Annotated in this window: 17 protein-coding genes; 4 read left to right on the top strand and 13 right to left on the bottom strand. The window is 65.1% G+C overall.

Going from position 1 to position 18,650, the window contains the following annotated elements:
- Positions 1–72: 72 nt before the first annotated feature.
- The 8 genes from DUGA2_RS24640 to DUGA2_RS24605 form a co-directional block, all read right to left on the bottom strand.
- A complete protein-coding gene (locus DUGA2_RS24640) occupies positions 73–687 on the bottom strand; it encodes an LON peptidase substrate-binding domain-containing protein (RefSeq protein WP_070272064.1) in 615 nt (204 codons plus the stop codon).
- Between the two features lie 65 nt (positions 688–752).
- Positions 753–1,898 (bottom strand): amidohydrolase family protein, encoded by a 1,146-nt coding sequence (locus tag DUGA2_RS24635; RefSeq protein ID WP_229214764.1) that lies wholly within the window; start codon positions 1,896–1,898, stop codon positions 753–755.
- 234 nt (positions 1,899–2,132) lie between these two features.
- On the bottom strand, positions 2,133–2,423 hold the full coding sequence (locus DUGA2_RS24630; RefSeq protein ID WP_008447725.1) for an H-NS family nucleoid-associated regulatory protein: 291 nt from the start codon (positions 2,421–2,423) through the stop codon (positions 2,133–2,135).
- Between the two features lie 179 nt (positions 2,424–2,602).
- Complete coding sequence (locus DUGA2_RS24625) at positions 2,603–3,766, bottom strand: PepSY domain-containing protein (protein WP_070272062.1); 1,164 nt, start codon at positions 3,764–3,766, stop codon at positions 2,603–2,605.
- Between the two features lie 74 nt (positions 3,767–3,840).
- On the bottom strand, positions 3,841–4,755 hold the full coding sequence (locus DUGA2_RS24620) for a LysR family transcriptional regulator (protein ID WP_070272061.1): 915 nt from the start codon (positions 4,753–4,755) through the stop codon (positions 3,841–3,843).
- On the bottom strand, positions 4,752–7,079 hold the full coding sequence (locus DUGA2_RS24615; RefSeq protein WP_083296454.1) for a GAF domain-containing protein: 2,328 nt from the start codon (positions 7,077–7,079) through the stop codon (positions 4,752–4,754). Before DUGA2_RS24615 ends, DUGA2_RS24620 begins: the two co-directional genes overlap by 4 nt.
- Positions 7,076–7,351: a hypothetical protein gene (locus DUGA2_RS24610; RefSeq protein ID WP_229214763.1), complete on the bottom strand. Its 276-nt coding sequence runs from the start codon at positions 7,349–7,351 to the stop codon at positions 7,076–7,078. The genes DUGA2_RS24615 and DUGA2_RS24610 overlap by 4 nt, the downstream gene beginning before the upstream one ends.
- 126 nt (positions 7,352–7,477) lie before the next feature.
- Positions 7,478–9,736 carry a TonB-dependent siderophore receptor gene (locus DUGA2_RS24605; RefSeq protein WP_083296453.1) on the bottom strand — a complete coding sequence of 753 codons (2,259 nt, stop codon included), beginning with the start codon at positions 9,734–9,736 and terminating at the stop codon, positions 7,478–7,480.
- 154 nt (positions 9,737–9,890) lie between these two features.
- Between DUGA2_RS24605 and asd the strand changes: the two genes are divergently transcribed.
- Positions 9,891–10,739, top strand: coding sequence for an archaetidylserine decarboxylase (gene asd, locus DUGA2_RS24600; RefSeq protein ID WP_141753382.1), 849 nt, complete (start codon positions 9,891–9,893; stop codon positions 10,737–10,739).
- Between the two features lie 3 nt (positions 10,740–10,742).
- Here asd and DUGA2_RS24595 read toward each other — a convergent pair whose 3' ends face one another.
- Entirely contained in the window at positions 10,743–11,654 is a 912-nt protein-coding gene (locus tag DUGA2_RS24595) for a LysR family transcriptional regulator (RefSeq protein WP_070272058.1), read from the bottom strand.
- Positions 11,655–11,771: 117 nt separating this feature from the next.
- Here DUGA2_RS24595 and DUGA2_RS24590 point away from each other — a divergent pair, with 117 nt between their 5' ends.
- Positions 11,772–12,371 carry an FMN-dependent NADH-azoreductase gene (locus tag DUGA2_RS24590; RefSeq protein ID WP_070272057.1) on the top strand — a complete coding sequence of 200 codons (600 nt, stop codon included), beginning with the start codon at positions 11,772–11,774 and terminating at the stop codon, positions 12,369–12,371.
- Positions 12,372–12,417: 46 nt separating this feature from the next.
- Entirely contained in the window at positions 12,418–13,287 is an 870-nt protein-coding gene (locus tag DUGA2_RS24585) for a pirin family protein (protein WP_070272056.1), read from the top strand.
- A 45-nt stretch (positions 13,288–13,332) separates the two neighbouring features.
- Here the strand turns inward: DUGA2_RS24585 and DUGA2_RS24580 are convergent, their stop codons facing one another.
- Positions 13,333–15,720, bottom strand: coding sequence for a penicillin acylase family protein (locus DUGA2_RS24580; RefSeq protein ID WP_071658969.1), 2,388 nt, complete (start codon positions 15,718–15,720; stop codon positions 13,333–13,335).
- A 202-nt stretch (positions 15,721–15,922) separates the two neighbouring features.
- Between DUGA2_RS24580 and DUGA2_RS24575 the strand changes: the two genes are divergently transcribed.
- Positions 15,923–16,387: a hypothetical protein gene (locus DUGA2_RS24575; RefSeq protein WP_070272055.1), complete on the top strand. Its 465-nt coding sequence runs from the start codon at positions 15,923–15,925 to the stop codon at positions 16,385–16,387.
- 94 nt (positions 16,388–16,481) lie between these two features.
- Here DUGA2_RS24575 and DUGA2_RS24570 read toward each other — a convergent pair whose 3' ends face one another.
- The 3 genes from DUGA2_RS24570 to DUGA2_RS24560 are packed head-to-tail and all read right to left on the bottom strand — an operon-like array spanning position 16,482 to position 18,588.
- Positions 16,482–17,642 carry an acyltransferase gene (locus tag DUGA2_RS24570; protein WP_070272054.1) on the bottom strand — a complete coding sequence of 387 codons (1,161 nt, stop codon included), beginning with the start codon at positions 17,640–17,642 and terminating at the stop codon, positions 16,482–16,484.
- A gap of 17 nt (positions 17,643–17,659) precedes the next feature.
- Positions 17,660–17,950 carry a hypothetical protein gene (locus tag DUGA2_RS24565; protein WP_008447713.1) on the bottom strand — a complete coding sequence of 97 codons (291 nt, stop codon included), beginning with the start codon at positions 17,948–17,950 and terminating at the stop codon, positions 17,660–17,662.
- Positions 17,950–18,588 carry a DUF1906 domain-containing protein gene (locus DUGA2_RS24560; protein WP_070272053.1) on the bottom strand — a complete coding sequence of 213 codons (639 nt, stop codon included), beginning with the start codon at positions 18,586–18,588 and terminating at the stop codon, positions 17,950–17,952. The genes DUGA2_RS24565 and DUGA2_RS24560 overlap by 1 nt, the downstream gene beginning before the upstream one ends.
- Positions 18,589–18,650: the final 62 nt, after the last annotated feature.

Here is an 18,650-nt window from a genome sequence, read left to right as displayed (position 1 = left end):
TGTAGCAGCGACACCCACGCGCCGACAGGGCCAGCGCGGCGCCCGCCGATGGAGCCAGCGGCGAGGCCAGGATCAGTCGAGCAGGCCGTTTTCGCTCAACACGTCCTGGATCAGCTCCAGCCGCAGCACGGGATTTTCCTGCAGCAGCAGGCGCTGCTTTTCTTCCACGTCCAGCCGCAGCAGCTCGCACCAGCGGTTCGCCACCCAGCCGGCTTCGTCCAGCCGGTACGGCGGCGCCAGCGGCATGTTGGCGGTGGAGATCTGCTTCTTCTGCAGCGAGCGGATCAGCGCGCCCAGCGCGTTGGCCACGTCCTGCTGTTCGCTCGGAATCGGCACCACCATGTCTTCGGCCACCTCGTCCACCTCGGCCATCCACAGCCCGTGCTTGAGCTGCTCGGCGGATTTGATCTGGAAGCGCGTGGTGCCGACGCAGGAGATTTGCAGCAGGCCGGGCAGCGGCGCGGTCCAGTCGAGGATGCGCGCCATGGTGCCGGCGTCGGACAGGGTTTCGTGCTTGTCGGGCACGCGGGTTTCGCTGCCTTCCAGCAGCGGCACGACGCCGAATTCTTCGCCTCGGGCGATGCAGCGCTTGACCAGGTCCAGGTAGCGCACTTCAAACACCTGCAACGGCAGATGACCGTCGGGGAACAGGATGGTATTCAGCGGAAAGAGAGGGATGGATGCCATTTCGCTATCATCGCACGAAATGGCCCAAACCGGTCTAGACAAGCACGTCTAACCTTACGCCTACCTTAAGGTGTGCGATAAATCATGCCGTCTTTCATCACAAAAGCAACGCTGCGCAGCGCGGCGATATCCTGGGTCGGGTCGCCCCGCACCGCCACCAGGTCGGCCAGATAGCCTTCGCGGATCCGGCCCAGCGACGCGCTGCGGTCCAGCACCGCCGCGTTGACCACGGTGGCGGCGCTGAGCGCTTCGGTCGGCGTCATGCCCAGCCGGACCATCCATTCCAGCTCGCGGGCATTGGCGCCGTGCGCGAACACGCCGACATCGCTGCCGTTGCCGATGACCACGCCCAGCTTGCGCGCCAGCTGGAAGGCGCGCGCGGCGGCCTGCATGGAAGGCGTCGGCGGCCCGCCGCGCTGGTACTTCTGGAAATACTCGCTGGTGGCCTCGGGCGCCGTCAGCGTCGGGAAATAGGCGACGCGGCGCTCGGCCATCAGGCGGAAGGTGGCTTCGCTGCCGCCATAGCCGTGCTCGATGCTGTCGACGCCGGCCAGCACGGCGCGGCGCATGCCCTCGTCCGTACTGGCGTGCGCGGCGACCTTGCGGCCCGATTCATGGGCGGCCGCCACCAGCGCATCCAGCTCGGCCTGGGAAAAGGTGGCGTGGGCGCTGCCGTCGGCGCCGCTGCGGTAGTCGGCGTAGACCTTGATCCAGTCGGCGCCGCGCGCGCCCTGCTCGCGCACCGCGCGCGTCACCTCGTCGACACCGCTGGCTTCCTGTGCGCCCTTGGGCAGGTCGACATCGGCCCGGTAGCTGCGCGGCGACGGCCCATACGTGCCGGTGGCCACGATGGCGCGGGTGGCGATGAATAAGCGCGGACCGGGTATCACCCCTTCCTCTATCGCTTTTTTAATCGCCACATCGGCATACAGCGCGCCTTCCGTTCCCAGATCGCGCAAGGTGGTAAAACCGGCCTGCAATGTGGCGGCGGCATGGCGGCCCGCCAGCAAAGTGCGGTATTCCACCGATTCCTTTAAGACCTGCTCGTCCCACGAGGTTTCATTATAGGGATGGAGCAGCACATGCGCGTGCAGGTCCATTAAACCGGGGATCAGCGTCGTACCGGGCAGGCTGATACGTTCGGCGCCGGCCGGCACATTCAATTTATCGGCGGGACCGACCGCGGCGATCTTGCCCTGGACAATAAGCACGGACCAATTGGCGTGCGGCTGCCCCTCGCCGGTCCAGACCCGGTCGGGACTTAACAGGCTATCGGCGGCCCGCGCGGCGGGAGAAAACAGGGAGATTATTACGGAGAATAAGACTGCGGCACGGCTGATCATGGATGGCGTCCGAAAAGAGAAAAGCCGGGAGCAGGGTTTATAAAAAATATAAACCCTGCTCCCGGCTTCGCAGCGGGCTTACCGAGTAGCTTGCCGAGTGGCTTACTTAATCAGATACTGCTCTTTGTCCTTGCCTTCCAGCCATTTCGGAGCACGGCCACGGCCGGTCCAGGTCTGGCCGGTAGCGTCGTCACGGTACTTGGTCGGCACCGGCGCGCGGGTCTTGACCGTCTTCACCTTGGCTACGCCGCCCAGATCCGCCACGGTCAGGCCATATTCACGCATGATGGCGGTGACTTTCTCTTTTGCCTGAGCGATTTCATTTTTACGGGCGCTTTCGGCCAGATTTTCCAGCTCGGCGATCTTTGCTTTGTATTCCTGGTAAGTCGTCATCTTATTTCCTTCTTATCGGCGGGTTAGATTTAAAAAAAACCACTGGTGACAATGTGTGAGAATTGATAAGCGCAATTTACCATAACTTTGCGCTGATTCTCCAGAGATATACGCGACAAATACCAATATAGCGATAAAAATGAATATTTTCCACCACTGTTGTTCAAACGAATCGCATATCAGACGGATTTACGACGCCGCCGCAATATCCAGGTGGAGAGGCCGGTAATAAAGAATACCGTGGGCAGCAAACCGGCTATCACCATTAGCCAGCGGCCTATGGCGCCACCGAATTGGCCTGAATGCAGAGGGAATAAAGCGGCCAGCAAGCGGTCGCCGCCGGTGCCTGCCAGCGGATTAACTGTTTCAATCACCGCGCCGTTGCGGATATCGATCAGCAGGCGCAGCGTGCCGGTGCGCTGCCAGTCGTCGGCGCGGCGCAGGCGTACCTGATAGATGCCGCGCTCGGGCAAGCGGTTCAGCGCCAGCAGGATGGCGCCGTCGCTCAGGTGCTGCTGGGCGATGGCCTTGGCGTCGTTCCAGGAAATCGTGGTTTCGCCTTTCTGCAAGGCCGGCAGGGCGATGCTGCGATGCTCGGTGCTGACCGGCGCCACCTGCCCCACCAGCGCGCGCGCCAGCTCCGGCAGGCCGTTGTAGAAACCAGTCACGGCCACCGTCAGCATCAGCACGATCGCCACCAGCCCGGCCGAACGGTGCAGGTCGAAATGGGCGCGGTAGGCGTTCTGCCGCCAGTTGATGCGCAGCGCGCGCCGCCAGCCCTGTGCCGGCGTCGGCCAGGCCAGCAGCAGGCCGGCGATCAGCAGCGCCGCCCAGGCCAGCGCCAGCCAGCCGAGCGCGGCGCGGCCGGCCTTGCCCTGCATCAGGCTGGAGTGCCAGCGCTGCAGGGTCGGCATCAGGTGGCGGCCGTCCAGGCCGGCTTCCTCGCGGTTGCGGCTGCCCAGCAGATCGCCGCTGCAGGAATCGAGCATGACCTCGTTGTCGGCCGTGCCGGGCGCCTTGAAATACAGGCGGTAGCTGGCGCCTTCGTGGCTGGGCAGATAGACCGAGCTCACCTTGGCCTGCGGCCAGATGCGCTGCACGCTGGCGACCGCGCCGGCAATGTCCAGCGGCGCGACGCAGGGTTCGTAGTTGTGGACCAGTTCGGGATTGAGCTCGGCGTCGAGTTCGTGATGGAAGACCAGCAGGCTGCCGCTCAAGCCGGCCAGCACCACCAGCAAGCCCAGCGTCAAACCCAGCCAACGGTGCAGCCACAGCACGCCCGGACGGATGGTCCGGCGCAGGCTGCGCAGTGGTCGCTGGGCGTGTTGGGTCGTGGCGGACATTGGACTCGGCGGCAAAGGAGGACGCCGATTATACAAAAGTTTCATACCAAACAGGAATAATTCTCAATTACACCTCATTCGCACAGCGGGCGCAGCTCGATGCCCTCCTTCACCACCTTGCGGATCGAATTCGCCAGGCGGCAGGTGGCGGGCCCGGCCAGCTCCGGGTTGGCGACGATCAGCGTCAGCGATTGCTTGCGGCGCTGCCCCACCCGCAGCGGCAGCGGCTTGAGCAAGCCTTGCTCCAGCTGGGTCCGTATCTTGTGCTCGGGCAGCCAGCCGAAGCCCAGGCCGCTGCAAATCATCTCCAGCCGCGTGTGCGGGCTGGTGACGGTCCAGCGCTGATTGCTGTTGAGCCAGCCATGGTCGCGCGGATTCAAGGTGCCCGAATCGCGCACCACGATGTGCAGGTTGCGGCTCAGGTCGTCCGATTCCAGCTCGCGGCCCAGCGCGTGCAGCGGGTGGCAGGGATGGGCGACGGCGACGAACTCGATGTCCATCAGCGCATCGCCGAGGAAGCCGGGCGGCACGCGGCTGACGATGGCGATGTCGACGCGCTGCTCCAGCAGCGCATCCTCGGAGCCGGACAGCACGGTCTCCTCCAGGTTGACGCGGGTATGCGTGGCCGACGGCTCGAACTCGCGCAGCACCTGCACCAGCAGCTCGACCGGAAACAGGCTGTCGACGGCGATGCCGACCTGCGGCTCCCAGCCCTCGGCCAGGCTGCCGGCCAGTTGCTCCAGCTGGAAGGCGTCGCCCAGCAGCTCGCGCGCCCTGGCCAACAGAGCCTCGCCGTTTTTGGTCAGGCGCGCGCGCCGGCCGTCGATCTCCAGCAGCTCCACGCCCAGCTGTTCCTGCAGCTTGGCCACCATGTAGCTGACCGACGACTGGCTGCGGTGCAGCGCCTCGGCCGCCTGCGCATAGCCGCCGCATTCCACGATCGCCTGCAACACCTGCCATTGCTCCAGCGTGCTACGGGGGATCTTCACTTGGATTCCATCACAAAAGTACCGTCCCAATCGTCGGGCGGCGGCTTGGCCGCCATGTGGGCGCAGCGCTCGATGTACAGCGCGGCCACCTTGTCGTGCGGATTCAGGGCCAGCACCTCGCCGAACAGCTTGCCCGCCGCGGCCCAGTTGCGCTTGCGGTAGCTTTGCAGGCCGTTGCGGAACAAGCCCATGGCCTCGATCAGGTGCGGATAGCTGTCCTCGCCGTGGAAGTCCATCACCTCGTAGATCGACACCGGCTTGGTCTTGCCCTTGACCACCACGATGTCGACCTCGCGCAGGCGATAGGTGCCGCGCAGCGCGCGGTAGGTGAATTCGCTGATCAGGATGCGGGCGCCGTACTGCTTGCAGGCCGATTCCAGCCGCGCCGCCAGGTTCACGCCGTCGCCGATGATGGTGTAGTCCATGCGCTTCTTGGAGCCGATGTTGCCGGACACGACCAGGTCGGTGTTGAGGCCGATGCCGATCTCCACCGGCGGCTTGCCCTCGCCCGCGCGCGCCTGGTTCCAGGCGCTGAGCTCGGTCATCATGGCGATGGCGGTGCGCAGCGCGCGGTCGGCGTCGTCATCGTGGCCGACCGGGATGCCGAAGGCGGCCATGATGGCGTCGCCGATGAACTTGTCGAGCATGCCCTCCTCGCGCTGGATGCAATCGACCATCAGCGTGAAGTATTCGTTGAGCAGCGTCACCGTGCCCTGCGCGCCCAGCTGCTCGGTGATGGTGGTGAAGCTGCGGATGTCCGAGAACAGCACCGTGGCCGGCACGTTCTTACCGCCCAGCATTTCGGCGCCATTGGCCACCATCTGGTCGGCGATGCCCGGGTCCATATAGCGCGACATGGTCGAGCGCAGCCGCTTCTCGCTGGAGATATCCTCGATCATCAGCATCCAGCCGATGCGCTTCTTCTCCATCGACAGCAGCGGCTGCACGCTGAAGTTGACCGACAGCGTGGCGTCGTCCAGCACCAGCTCGGCATCCATCAGGTGTTCGGCGGACTGGTTTTCCTCGACCTGGCGCAGCTTGTCCATCACCCAGGTGTTGGCGGCGCCGAAGAAGTCCGCCGCCGAACGGCCGACGATGCTGGCGGCGTCGGTGCGCAGGATGCGCAGGCCGGCGGCGTTGCAGGTGACAATCTTCTCCTGCCCGTCCAGCGTGATGACGCCGTTCGACATCGACTCCAGCATGGCTTCGTTGTAGTTCTTGATCTGCTGGACGTCGGCAAACAGCTTGGCGTTTTCCAGCGCGATGGAAATCTGCGCGGTGAAGGCGCGCAGCCGCGACTCGTCCTCGTGCGTGAACGGGCCGCCGCGCTTGTTGAGCACCTGCGTCACGCCGATGATCTTGCCGGCCTTGTTGACGATGGGGACGCACAGGATAGAGCGCGTGAAATAGCCGGTGCGCTTGTCGAACGCCGGATTGAAGCGCAGGTCGGCGTAGGCGTAGGGAATGTTGATGGTCTTGCCGGACGTGAAGACGGCGCCGGCGATGCCGGCCGAATTGGGCAGGCGGATCTGCAGCGACTCCAGGCCCTGCCCCACTTCCGACCACAGCTCGCCGGTCTTCTCGTCGTTGAGGAACAGCGTCGAACGTTCGGCGTTGAGCAGGCGCGTGGCCTCGCCCATGACCTTTTGCAGCAGCGAGCCGAGCTTGATGTCGGCCGTCACCTCGGACACCACGTCGATGAACTCCATCTCCTGGCGCCGGATCTTCTTCATGCTTTCCAGGAAGCGCGCGCTTTGCAGCGCCAGCGTGCCCTGCGTGGTCAAGGCCTCCAGCAATTGCAGGTCGGCGCGGGTGAACTTGCCGCGCCGCTTGTTGAGCGTCTGCGACACGCCGATGATCTCGCCCTTGAAGGTCTTGATCGGCACGCACAGGATGTTGCGGGTGACGAAGCCGGTCTGCTCGTCGATGGAGCGGTTGAAGCGCGGGTCGGCATAGGCGTCGGCGATGCTGACGGCCTCGCCGGTGGTGAACACATGGCCGGCGATGCCGGTGTGGTTGAGGAAGCGGATCTCGCGCTGGATATTGCCCTGCGCCACGCGGGAGAACAGCTCGCCCGTTTCTGCATCGTTGAGGAACAGCGTGCCGCGCTCGGCGTCCAGTTCCTCGGTGGTGACGTCGACCAGCGCGGTCAGGATTTCGTCCAGCGTATCGTAGGCGGCCATGCGGCGCGACACTTCCAGCAGCAGCTCGACCTGGCGCAGCCGCTTGCGTTGCGCGCCGGCCGCGGCCTGCGCGGTGGCGGCCTCGCTTTTGGCGGCCGCCGGCTTGGCCGGCACGCTGCGGATGGCGGGCTTGACGCTCATGCGCGCGCCTCCAGCGCGTCGCGCAGCGCGCGTATGGTCTCGTGCAGCACGGCCACTTCGGCATGGTGGACGGTGCCGGCCTGCTGCAGCGCGTCGATTTTTTGCTGCGTGAGTTTTTCCAGGCTGGTGCGCAGGGCCGCGATGGTGTCGCGCAACTGGGTGATCTCGCTGTGGGCGAAAGACAGGGCGTCCTGCACCGCGTGCTGGCGTTCCTGGTGCGAGGTTTCCAGTTCCGAGCGCAGCACGACCACGGTGCGCTGCAAATCACGCACCTCGGCCAGCGCCAGACGCAGGCTGTCGTCGTCGGACTGGATGATCTCGGTAACTTTAGGCTTTTTCAGAGGAGGCCCGCGGCAATTAAGTACACCGCAGCATCATATCACCTCATTATCCCGCCTTCAAAAACGCTTTTCCACCGTGACGCGCAGCTGGGTTTCGCCGCCAGCCACCGTCATGCGGTTGCTCGTGCCGTTGCTGTCGCTGTACAGGCTTTCCATCACGTAGTCCTGCGCCAGCAGATTGGAGACGGCCACCCGCAGATTGTTCTGGGTGTCGATTTTCCACAGGGCGTAGACATCCAGGTCGCGGCGCACGCTGGTGTAGCCGCCCTGCGTGCCGCTCACGCGGACCAGGCCGCCGTTGCGGAAACTGAAGCTGCTGCCGGTGGTGAGCACGCCGCCCGGACTCTTGTAGTCGATGCCCAGCGTCGCACTCAGCGGGGTCTGCTGGTCGAGGCGGTTGTCCGGCCCCGGCACGCTCTCCACCCGCGACCAGTTACGGCTGACGCTGGCGCGCAGGTCCAGCGCCGGCGCATGCTCGACCAGCGCGCGCATGGGGAACTTGGCCTCCAGTTCGATGCCGCGCGTTTCGGCGCGGCCGTCGTTGATCGAGGTCGAGACCCAGCGCTGGTTCTCATACAGCAAGCCCTGGTGCGTGTAGTTGTCGATGCGGCGCATCGAGGCGCTGGCGCTCAGCAGGCCGCCCTCGCCCCAGTAGTGTTCGAACGACGCGTCCAGGCCCAGCGCCAGTTCCGGCTTCAGGTGCGGATTGCCGCGGCGGTCGGGATCGGTCGCGCTGTTGTTGGTCGAGGTGAACTTGCGCGGAATCAGGCTCGATGTCGACGGCGCCTTGTAGGTGCGGGTCAGCGCCACGCGCAACTGGTCCTTCTTGTTGGGGAACTTGAACAGCGTCTGCATCAGCGGGCTGAACACGCTGGAGCGCTGCTGCACCGCATCGAAGGTATTGCCGTCGCTGCGGGTGTCCAGGCCTTCCCAGCGCAGGCCGGTGTAGAGCGACCACTGCGGCGTCAGGTTCCACTCGTCCTGGCCGTACAGCGCCAGCCGCGTGACCTTGGCCGAGAAGCCCTCGTCGCTATTGTCCGGCGTGCTGCCCGGCAGCGCCGCCTCGCGCTGGGTGCGCTGGTCGTCGCGCTGGGTCAGCCCGGCATCCCAGCCCATGGCCAGCGCATGCTCGGTCGGCGCCTCGCCCTTGCCGTCGGCCGGCGCGGCGCCGAAGGTCAAGGGCCGCGAATACTTGCCCTGGGTACTGAAGCCGTGCTCGGTGCCGACCGAGGTGACGGTGCGCGCCAGCGTCGGCGGCAAGCCATGGTTGCCGCCGATCTGCAAGGAATCGGAAGTGTTGCGGTTGTCGCTGACACCGGCCTTCAGGTCCAGCTTGGCGCCGCCGTCCAGCTTGTGCACCCAGTTCAGGTCGGTGCGGCCGAAGCCGTTGTGGCTGCTGTAAGTGCTGTCGATGCGGTCATAGTCCGGGCCCCGGCCCAGTGCGGTGGCGGTGCGGCTGTGGCTGTTGCTGACGAACTGGTTCAGATTGATGAAGGTCTGCGACGTCACCGTGTCGCCGTTGTCCAGGGTCCAGTTGATGCGCGGCGACAGGTTCATGCCGTCGGCGCGGCCCTGGTCTTGCCACGGGGCGGAGCGGCTCAGGTTGGGCAGGCCGGCGGCGTCCGTGCCGCTGTCGAACACCGGCGTCAGGCGGTTGTACATATAGCGCCAGGCGTTGCTGCCGAACGAGTACGAGGTCGAGCCCAGCTTGTCCGACATCTGCAGGCTGACGGACGGCGAGCTGAACTTGCTGCCCTTGGCCTCGCTGAACTTGAACTCGCGCTGGGCGGCTTTCAAGGCCTTCTTCAGCACGATGTTGATGGTGCCGGCGATGGACTGCGTGCTGAACTCGGCGCTGGCGGCGCGCAGGATTTCGATGCGTTCGATCACCTCGGGCGCCAGGCTGTCGATGGCGAAGCCGGCCGGCGCGCGTTCGCCGTTGATCAGGATCTGCGTGTAGCCATTGCCCAGGCCGCGCATGCGGATCTCGCCGCCGCTGCGCCCGGCCGCGCCGCTGACGGTGATGCCGGGCACGCGCTTGAGCACGTCGTTGACCGAGGTGTCGCCGTATTTCTGGATCTCTTCGCTGGTGACGACGGTCTTGCTGGCGGTGTCGTCGCGGCGCGCGTCATAGCTGGCGGCGGCGCCCTTGACTTCCACCTTCTGCATCGTCGCGGCCTCGGCCGGCTTGGCTTGCTTGAGCGGTTTGGCGGGCGCCTCCGGCGCGTCGGCCTCGGCCCGGGCCGCACCGGCGGTCATGTAGAGGGAGAAAACGGCGGCGGCGATCTGGGTCAGGCGGAATTGGCGTGCAGGCATTATTCTTGAAGGCAAGTTGTCGGACAAGTGGAAGCGTGCATTATGCCTTGTTTTATTCAAAACGTTCCGTAAATAACAAGGGCTTCAGATTGTTTAGTACGAATTCCTAAACCCGGGCGCTATAATGCGCAGTCGTTCACCACATGGATTCCCTATCGTGTCCCGTCTTGCCGTCCTGCCGCACTACCTGCTCCCCAAGGGAGCGTTGACCAATTTCGCGGGCCGCGTGGCCGGCGCCAAGGGCGGCAGCAAGACGACCTGGCTGATACGCTGGTTCGTCGGCAAGTACAACGTCAACATGGACGAGGCGCTCGATCCCGACATCGCCCACTACGCCAGCTTCAACGAATTCTTCACCCGCGCGCTGCGCCCGGAAGCCCGGCCTATCGCCGATGCCGACTTCATCTGCCCGATCGACGGCCGCATCAGCCAGTTCGGCGACATCAAGGAAGACCAGATCTTCCAGGCCAAGGGCCACAACTTCAGCACCACCGCGCTGGTCGGCGGCGACGCCGAACTGGCCGCCAAGTTCCGGAACGGCAGCTTCGCCAACCTGTACCTGAGCCCGCGCGACTACCACCGCATCCACATGCCTTGCGACGGCAAGCTGACCCGCATGATCTACGTGCCGGGCGAGCTGTTCTCGGTGAGCCCGGCCGCCGCGCGCGGCATCCCCGGCCTGTTCGCCCGCAACGAGCGCGTGGTGTGCGTGTTCGACACCGCCCACGGCCCGTTCGTGATGACGCTGGTCGGCGCCACCATCGTCGGCAGCATGGCGACCGTGTGGCACGGCGTGGTCAATCCGCCGCGCCAGCCGCACGTGTGCGAGTGGCAGTACGACGACCAGAACATCGTGCTGAAAAAAGGCGAGGAACTGGGCCGCTTCCTGCTCGGTTCCACCGTCGTCATGCTGTTCCCGCAAGGCTTGATGCACTTCAACCCGACGTGGCAACCCGCCGGACCGGTCCAGTTGGGCCAGGCCATGGCCACGCTGAAGAAGTAAGCCTCACACCCCGTACGGCCGCCCCTCCTCAAAGGCGGCCTCCAGCATATCGAGGAACACCCTGGTCTTGGCCGGCATCAGCCGGCGGCCGGGGAACACCGCCCAGCCGGTGACGATGGGGAAAGCCCACTCCGGCAATACCCGCACCAGCGTCCCGTTCTGCAAATGCTCGCGCGCGAACAGCTCGGTCGACGCGGCGATGCCCACGCCGGTGGCCGCCATGCGCACCAGCAGTTCCGGCGAGTTCGCCAGCAAACGCACCGGCAACTCCCTCTCCCACTCCGTCTTGCCGCGCAAGAGCTTCCAGCGTATCAAACCATTCAGCCTAGGCGGCAGGCTGAGCAGGTCGTGCTTGAACAGATCGTCCGGATGCTCCGGCAGCCCGCGCAGCGAAGTGTAGAGCGGTGACGCGTACAGCGCGATCTTGCTCAGCGTGACGCGGCGCGCGGCCAGCGAGGCATCGTCCGGCAGGTCGCCCATGCGGATGGCCAGGTCGAAATTTTCCGCCACCAGGTCCACCCGGCGCGGCGACAGGTCCAGTTCCAGCGCGATGGCCGGGTACTGGTGCATGAAGCGCGTCATCATCGTGCCCATCGCCACGTTGGCGAAGTCGGCCGGCATCGATACCCGCAACAAGCCGCTCGGCGCGCCCTGGCGGTGCTGCGCCAGCGCGCCGGCCTGTTCGGTTTCATCGGCCACCCGGCGCGCGTGTTCGAGCAGGCTGGCGCCGAACTCGGTCAGCACCAGCTTGCGCGTGGTGCGCTGGAGCACGCGTTCGCCCAGCTGCGCCTCCAGCAGCGAAAGGCGGCGCGACACCGTCGATTTGGGCAGTCCCACCCGCTGCGCCGCCAGGCTGAAGCTGCCGCATTCGACGATGCGGGCGAATAAAAGCAGGTCTCCCGGGTCAATTTCCATGTGATTGTTCCATAGGTGGATTAATGTTATCCATTTTAGCGTCTTCCGGAATGAATTTGAAACGATTAAAGTGACTCCATCGCAGCACACACCCGACAACAAACAAGGAGCAACACCATGAACATCCTGCAAATCAACTCCAGCGCCCGCAGCACCGGTTCCGAATCGACCCGCTTGGCCGACGCCATCGTCGCCAAGGTCCGCGCCGCCAATCCAGCCGCAGCGCTGGTGCGCCGCGACCTGGCAGCCGATCCGCATCCGGTGATCGACGAGCCGACGCTGCAAGCCCTGTTCACCCCGGCCGACCAGCGTACCGAAGCCCAGGCTGCCCGCGTGGCGCTGGATGACGCGCTGATCGCCCAGGTGCAAGCTGCCGACGTGATCGTCATCGGTGCGCCGACCTACAACTTCGGCATCACCGCTCAGCTGAAAAGCTGGTTCGACGCGATTGCCCGCGCCGGCGTGACCTTCAAGTACACGCCAACCGGCCCGGTCGGCCTGCTGAGCGGCAAAAAAGTGTATGTGGCCCTGTCGCGTGGCGGCGTGCACCGCGACGGTCCTAGCGATACGCAACTGGCGCACATCAAGATGTTCCTGAACTTCGTCGGCCTGAGCGATGTGCAGTATGTGTTCGCCGAAGGTTTGGGCATGGGCCCGGAAGCCGTGGCCAAGGCCCAGGCGCAGGCTGAAGCAGAGATCAACGCAGTACTGGTGTAACAACGGCGCCGCACAGGCGGCGCTACAACGAAGCAAGGAGCATGACATGACCGATCAAGTAAGCACCCCTCGCAGCGTAGAGCGCGTTATCACCGGCCAGGCCGTGATGGACGGCGCCGGCGTCAAGATCAACCGCGTCCTGACCCAACCGTTACAGCGCCGCCTGGACCCGTTTTTGATGCTGGATAATTTCGGCAGCGACCAGGCCAACGATTACATCGCCGGCTTCCCCAGCCATCCGCACCGGGGCTTTGAAACCGTGACCTATATGCTGGAAGGCCGCATGCGTCACAAAGACAGTTCCGGCAACGAAGGCTTGCTGACCAACGGCGGCGTGCAATGGATGACGGCCGGCCGCGGCGTGATCCACTCGGAAATGCCGGAGCAGGAAGAAGGCGTGATGGAAGGCTTCCAGCTGTGGCTGAACCTGCCTGCCAAGGACAAGATGCGCGCGCCGTGGTATCGCGATTTCAACGGTACCGATGTGCCAGCCTACACCACGGCCGATGGCGTGGCGGTGAAAGTCATCGCCGGCAGCAGCCACGGCGTGGCGGGCGCGGTGCAGCGCGAGGTGACGGAGCCGATCTATCTCGACATCCACCTGCCGGCCGGCGCCAGCTTCAGCCAGGCGCTGCCGGAAGGCCACAACGCCTTCCTCTTCACCTATCGCGGCGAGGTGAGCGTGGGCGACAAGGCGGTGGCGTCGGGCCGCATGGCGATCCTGGCGAACACGGCAGGCGCCGATGGCGTGACGGTGCATGCGGCGCAAGCCAGCCGCTTGATCCTGGTGGCGGGCCGGCCGCTGAACGAGCCGATCGCGCAGTACGGCCCGTTCGTGATGAACACGCAGGCCGAGATCTTCGCCGCCGTTGAAGATTTCCGCGCCGGCAAGCTGGGCGAGGAAGCCCACGCTTAAATCTCAACCGCCTCCGGACAAGCTTCTTGTCCGGAGGCGTTTTCTTTACGGCGTGCTGATGCGCTTGCTTGTGTACGCTGCGTCGCCGGTGATCTGCGCTTCAGTGTACGGTTGGGTGATCCACGCCTTTTGCGAGAAGCGCTCGGTCTGGTCGGCAAAGTATGGCGACGACGGCTGGCTCGACTGCGAATAGCTCAGCATCGCCTGCGCCACCGGGCCGTCCTTGTCGAAGGTGACGGCCTGGATGTAGCTGGTGCCATCGGTGACATCGCGCTGGCCGCCGCCGATATCGGCGCTGCTGATGGCGTTGTAGACGCCGTAAATATCTTCGCCGCCGTGGATAGAAATCCTCTTCGATCCGCGCACCGCCACCTGGATATCGCCCCACTTCGCTTCCGGCGACCAGCCCTTGGCGGCTGCGGCGCGCACCGTGTCCTGCAGCGCCAGCCGCAGCGCCGACACCACGCCCTGATCGGCCAGCTTCAGGCCGCGCGGCGTGCGCACCGGGTCGGCCGCATCGAAGGGCACCGCCCACACATCCTGATCGCGCACCCGGTCCCACAGGCCGGCGAAGTAGACATAGCCCATGTTCGCATCCAGGTTGGCGGTGCGGTCCCATGCGCCGAGCTTGGCGCAGGCCACGGCAAGCTCGGCGCCGCTGCATACCTTCAGCACATCATCCAGCACCTGCTGCGCCATGTAGACGCGGTTGTTCAGCGCGATCTGCTGCAGCTGCGCCAGGCTCATGCGGTTGCCCGCCAACCCGTCGCTGCCGGCCAGCCGCGCCTGCAGCTGGCTGATGCCGATGCGCGTGCGGCCGCTCTGCTCCACGCCCTGCACGCTGACGATCGTCGGGAACGACACCAGCGGCGCCGCCGGGTTGGTCAGCCAGGCGCTGTCGTTGGAATTCTGCACGAAGTCGCTGCGCGACAGCACCGGCAGGCTGGCGCCGGCGAAGATGCCGGGCTGCGGCGCGGCCGGATCGCTGCCCCAGGCGCAGGCGGCGCGGCCGCCGTCGAGTATCACAATGCCGAAGCCGGCCAGCGCCTGGTCGGCCGCCGCCACGCAGTCGGCCTGCTTGGCGAAGGAGACGTTCGGCACGGCGGTCACGTCCAGGTACAGCGCCTGGCCGTCCTTGTCGGCCGCCAGCGTGTTCACCCACGGCAGGCCGACCATGCGCACGATCGCATCCTTGAACTCGGCTAACGAGGTGGCGCGGTCCATCGCGTACCACTGCGACAGCAGGCGGTGATTGTCCTTGTTGGCGTCGCCCAGCGCGTAGGCGTTGCTGCGGTCCCAGGCGGCGACGCCGGGCACCACGGCGAGCATGCCAAACTCGGTGCTGTAGAAGTCGCGCGATTGCTGCTTGATGGCGCCGTCCGCGGCCTTGACGTCGACCGTCACGGTGCGTTTGGTCATGCTCTTGCTCTGGCCGTCGATGAGGTATCGGGTCGGATCGGCCGGGTCCAGCTTGAGCCGGTGCAGCGTGAAGTGCGACGAGGTGTTGACCGTGTGGCTCCACGCCAGGTTCTGGTTGAAGCCGATGTTCACCAGCGGCATGCCGCCGAGCGAGGCGCCCATCACGTCCATCTTGCCGGGCATGGTCAGGTGCAGCTGGTAGAAGCGCAGCGGTCCCTTCCACGGGAAGTGCGGATTCCCCAGCAGCATGCCCTGGCCGTTGTCGGTGGCGTCCTTGCCCAGCGCGACGGCGTTGCTGCCGGTACGCTGATGCAGGCGGCGCCAGTATTCCGGGCTGAGTACGTTCGGTTGCGCCGCCGGCGTGCCGGGGCCGCCCGCGCGTTGGCGCGCGCCCTGCGCCGTCTTGCCCGGCGGCGCGGCGGCGTTCAGCGCGCCGATGAACTGGCCCGAGCTGCCCTCGACTGCATAGCGGCGCACCATGCGCATCAGGTCCGTTTCGCTGAGTTCGCGCACCCATGCGGCGCCCTTGCAATCGCCCGGCAGATTGGCGACGCCGGTCTCTTTCAGGTATTGGTTGTAGCCGGCCACATAGCCCTTGACGAGCGCCCGGACCTCGTCAGGCTGGGCCGCCCACGCCTGCTTCAGCGCATCGGCGTCGTTGAGGATCTGGTAGAAGTAGTCAGCCTCCAGGTTGCTGGTCTGGTAGCCCGTGCGGGTGCCGTCCGGCCCGAAGTAACGCGAACGCTGGCCGTTGGCGGTGACGATTTCCTCGGCCAGCGCACACAGGTTGTCTTCCGCATAGGCATAGCCGGCGCCGTAACCGATATCGCCCTCGGTATTGCCTTTGATGTGGGGGATGCCGAATGCGGTGCGGCGGATGTCGGCCTGGTATTTCGGGGCCGGTGTGGCAGGCGTGCCTGGTTGGTCCGGCGAGTGGCTGCCGCCGGAGCAGCCAGCCAGCGCCGCCAGCATCGGCAGCAGCGTGCGGCCGAGCCGCAAAGTTCTATAGGTCATGGGAAAACCCTTTCATCGGAAGGAAGCGACAAGGTGCCGCAATATTGCAAACCTTGCACGTAAAATCCATCCGCTTTTGAAAGGGCTCAAAGACCGGGACTACCAGTGGCGCCTGACAATACCGATCGCTTGGCCTTCCTTGTCCAGCTCTCGGAGGGCATCACATCCGATGCGGCGGCCCGACTCAGGATAAAATGCCGGCATGATGCCCACACTCCTCAAATGGCTGCGCTACCTGAGCCACGTTCTCGGCTTTGAGACGGCCGAATCCTTCCCGCCCGGCCATCCGTACGAACGGACGCGCTGGAATGGCGCCTATTTCGATATCGCTTCCGACGTCAAGCCGGACCAGATCGAAAGCCGTCTGTGCGAGGCGATAGTCAATACGCCGCTGGTGTTCGGCTACATCACCAACCCGACGCCGCGCATGCAGCGCGCGCTGCTGGCGATGCTGGAAGAACGCATGCGCAACAACCGCGGCCGCGCCAGCGAACTGGCGGCGTTGCTGGTCCACGCCTACGACAGCCCGCACATCACCGAAGTGGTGCCCGGACTGCGCGCCGCCATCGCCGCCACCCGCCACGAAGACACCGCGGAACGCGCACGCAGCGTGATGGCCTTCCTGGGATCGATGCAGTCGCCGTTCGACGTGATCGAGCTGAATTAGCTAATCCGTCATTCCCGCGAACGCGGGAATCCATGCTGAGTATCTGTCCGGCGACAGTATGGGCTCCCGATTTCGCGGGAGCGACGGGTTCTGCTCAGGCGACAACGCCAGTCGGCACCACCGGCCTTGCGAAGTTGCCCGGCACATAGCGGTCGCGCAGCTTCATGAACGGCGTCTCCACCAGCAGATACAGCAGCCAGCCGGCCAACAGGCTGGCCGCGCTCATCAGCACGATGGCCTGCCAGCTGTCCGGCCCCCAGCCCTCGGCCTGCAGCGGCGCGCGCAGCAGCACGCACAGCGTCTTGTGCGTCAGGTAGATCGCATACGACCACAGCGCGATGCTGGCCGCGCCCGGCACGCGCAGCCTTTGCAGCAGCGAGCCGGGGCTCAAGGCCGCAATCAGCAGCAACGTGAAACTCAGGCCCAGCATCGGATAGCCGATCACGGTCATCGCATAGCCGTAATGGTCTTCGATGAACAGCGACCAGGTCAGCGCCAGCAGCGCCGCGCCAGCCGCCAGCGCCCAGTTGCCGCGCGAGGTCAGCCGCGCCCAGGCGCCGGCATGATGGTTCTTCAGCAGCGCCAGCGCGACGCCGGCCACCAGCTCATCGAAGCGGCACAGCGACGAGTAATAGATCAGCGTGTAGTAATGGAAGCCGCCCTGCTCCACCGTCCCCGCATGCGTGGTCCACAGATGGCTGCGGATCGCCATGCCGGCCAGCAGCGCGCCGACCACCGCCAACCAGGCCAGCAGCAGCGGGCGGCGGCAAGCCGCGATCGCCAGCGCCACGGCCGGCAGCAGGAAATAAAACTGCTCTTCGACGCATAGCGACCAGGCGTGCGAAAACGCCGTGCCCGGCGTCAGCTGGATATTCTGGGTAAAGGTGAGGAACTTCCACAGCGGCGGCAGCACGCTGGTGCCGCGAAACGCCGGCCACAAGGCGTACAGCGCCAGCACGACATAGAAATTCGGCAAGGTGCGCAGCAGGCGGCGTGCATAGAAACGCACCAGCGAAAAGCGCTCGCCGCCGTCCGACTGTCGCGAGCGGCGAATGCCGCCCAGGATCTGGTTGCCGATCAAATAACCGCTGAGCGCGAAAAACAGGTCGACACCCGTCCAGCCGATTTCGCTGAACCAGCCAAAAGTCGGCGTACCGCTGACAAACAGCATGTAATGGTTGGCAAACACCAGCACGATGGCCAGTGCGCGCAGGGTGTCGAGGCCGGCGTTGCGGCCCGGGGAACTAGGATTCATGCCCGCATCTTACCAAATCAGGGCGAGATCACCATGCTGAGGACATTGTTGACCACGCTGAGCACGGCCGTGCTGTCGGCCGCGATCGCGTGGTTGTGGCCGTGGCTGGAGTAGTAGTCGGTCCTGCCCAGCCGGATGCAATCGATCGCCGCGCTGACGCCATTGCTGATGGTATAGGCCGACAGCAGCATGTCCGGCGCGGTGACAAACTTCAACACCACGTCCTGGCCGGTATTGTTGAGAAAAATGGTCTTGGATGGCTTGACCGTCTTCAGCGACACGGCTTCGGTGAACTGTATCGTCAACATCACAGCACCCGGAACAGACCTGCCGGATAGCCATCGTTGGTGCGCGTCAGGTCGACGCTGATCCGCTTGCCGTCATCGACCAGCAGGCTGGCGGCCGCCAGTTGCTTGAGGCTGAAGCCGACATAGTCGCGCGAGCCGTGGTACTCGGGCGACGGCGACAGCCAGCTCAGCGCCGCCAAGCCCTTCAACACCATCGTCTCGCAGCAGGCGCCGGAACCGTACACGCCGACCTGATAGCGGGGCTCCCCCGGCCCTGCCGCCCGGAACGCCTGGTTGACGCCCTCGAAATACGCGCTGACCGGGCCGGCGATGGCTTCCTCCGACGGATTGAAGTCCACCGCAAAATAAATCGCCGAGCCGGACGGCTGGGTGATGACCGACTGCGCCATCAGGTAGGCGGCGGCGCCGTCCGCGCACCCTTGCGCCCGGCTGAAATAGTTCAGGTGATCGCCGCCAGCCTGCCACAGCGCACCGATCTGAATGCTGGCGTCGGTCAGCGACCGGGCTTCGGCCAGCGACAGGCTCTTGCCCGCCTGATGGCTGTAGTAGCGGATCGCGAAATCTATCCCCTGTTGCTTGATAGCAATTGCGTGCTGCGTCAGTTCAAATGGCGCTTTCAGGCCAGTCAGAACAACCATGAGATCTCCGGGTAGAAAGGGGTGTGGTTTCCCCTTGTTAATGTTAATATTTGAAAAATATG

The sequence above is a fragment of the Duganella sp. HH101 genome (genome assembly GCF_001758795.1).
GTDB classification, from domain to species: Bacteria; Pseudomonadota; Gammaproteobacteria; order Burkholderiales; family Burkholderiaceae_D; genus Rugamonas; species Rugamonas rivuli.
The sequence above is the reverse complement of the archived record's forward strand: the minus strand, read 5'-3'. Positions and strand labels throughout refer to the sequence as shown.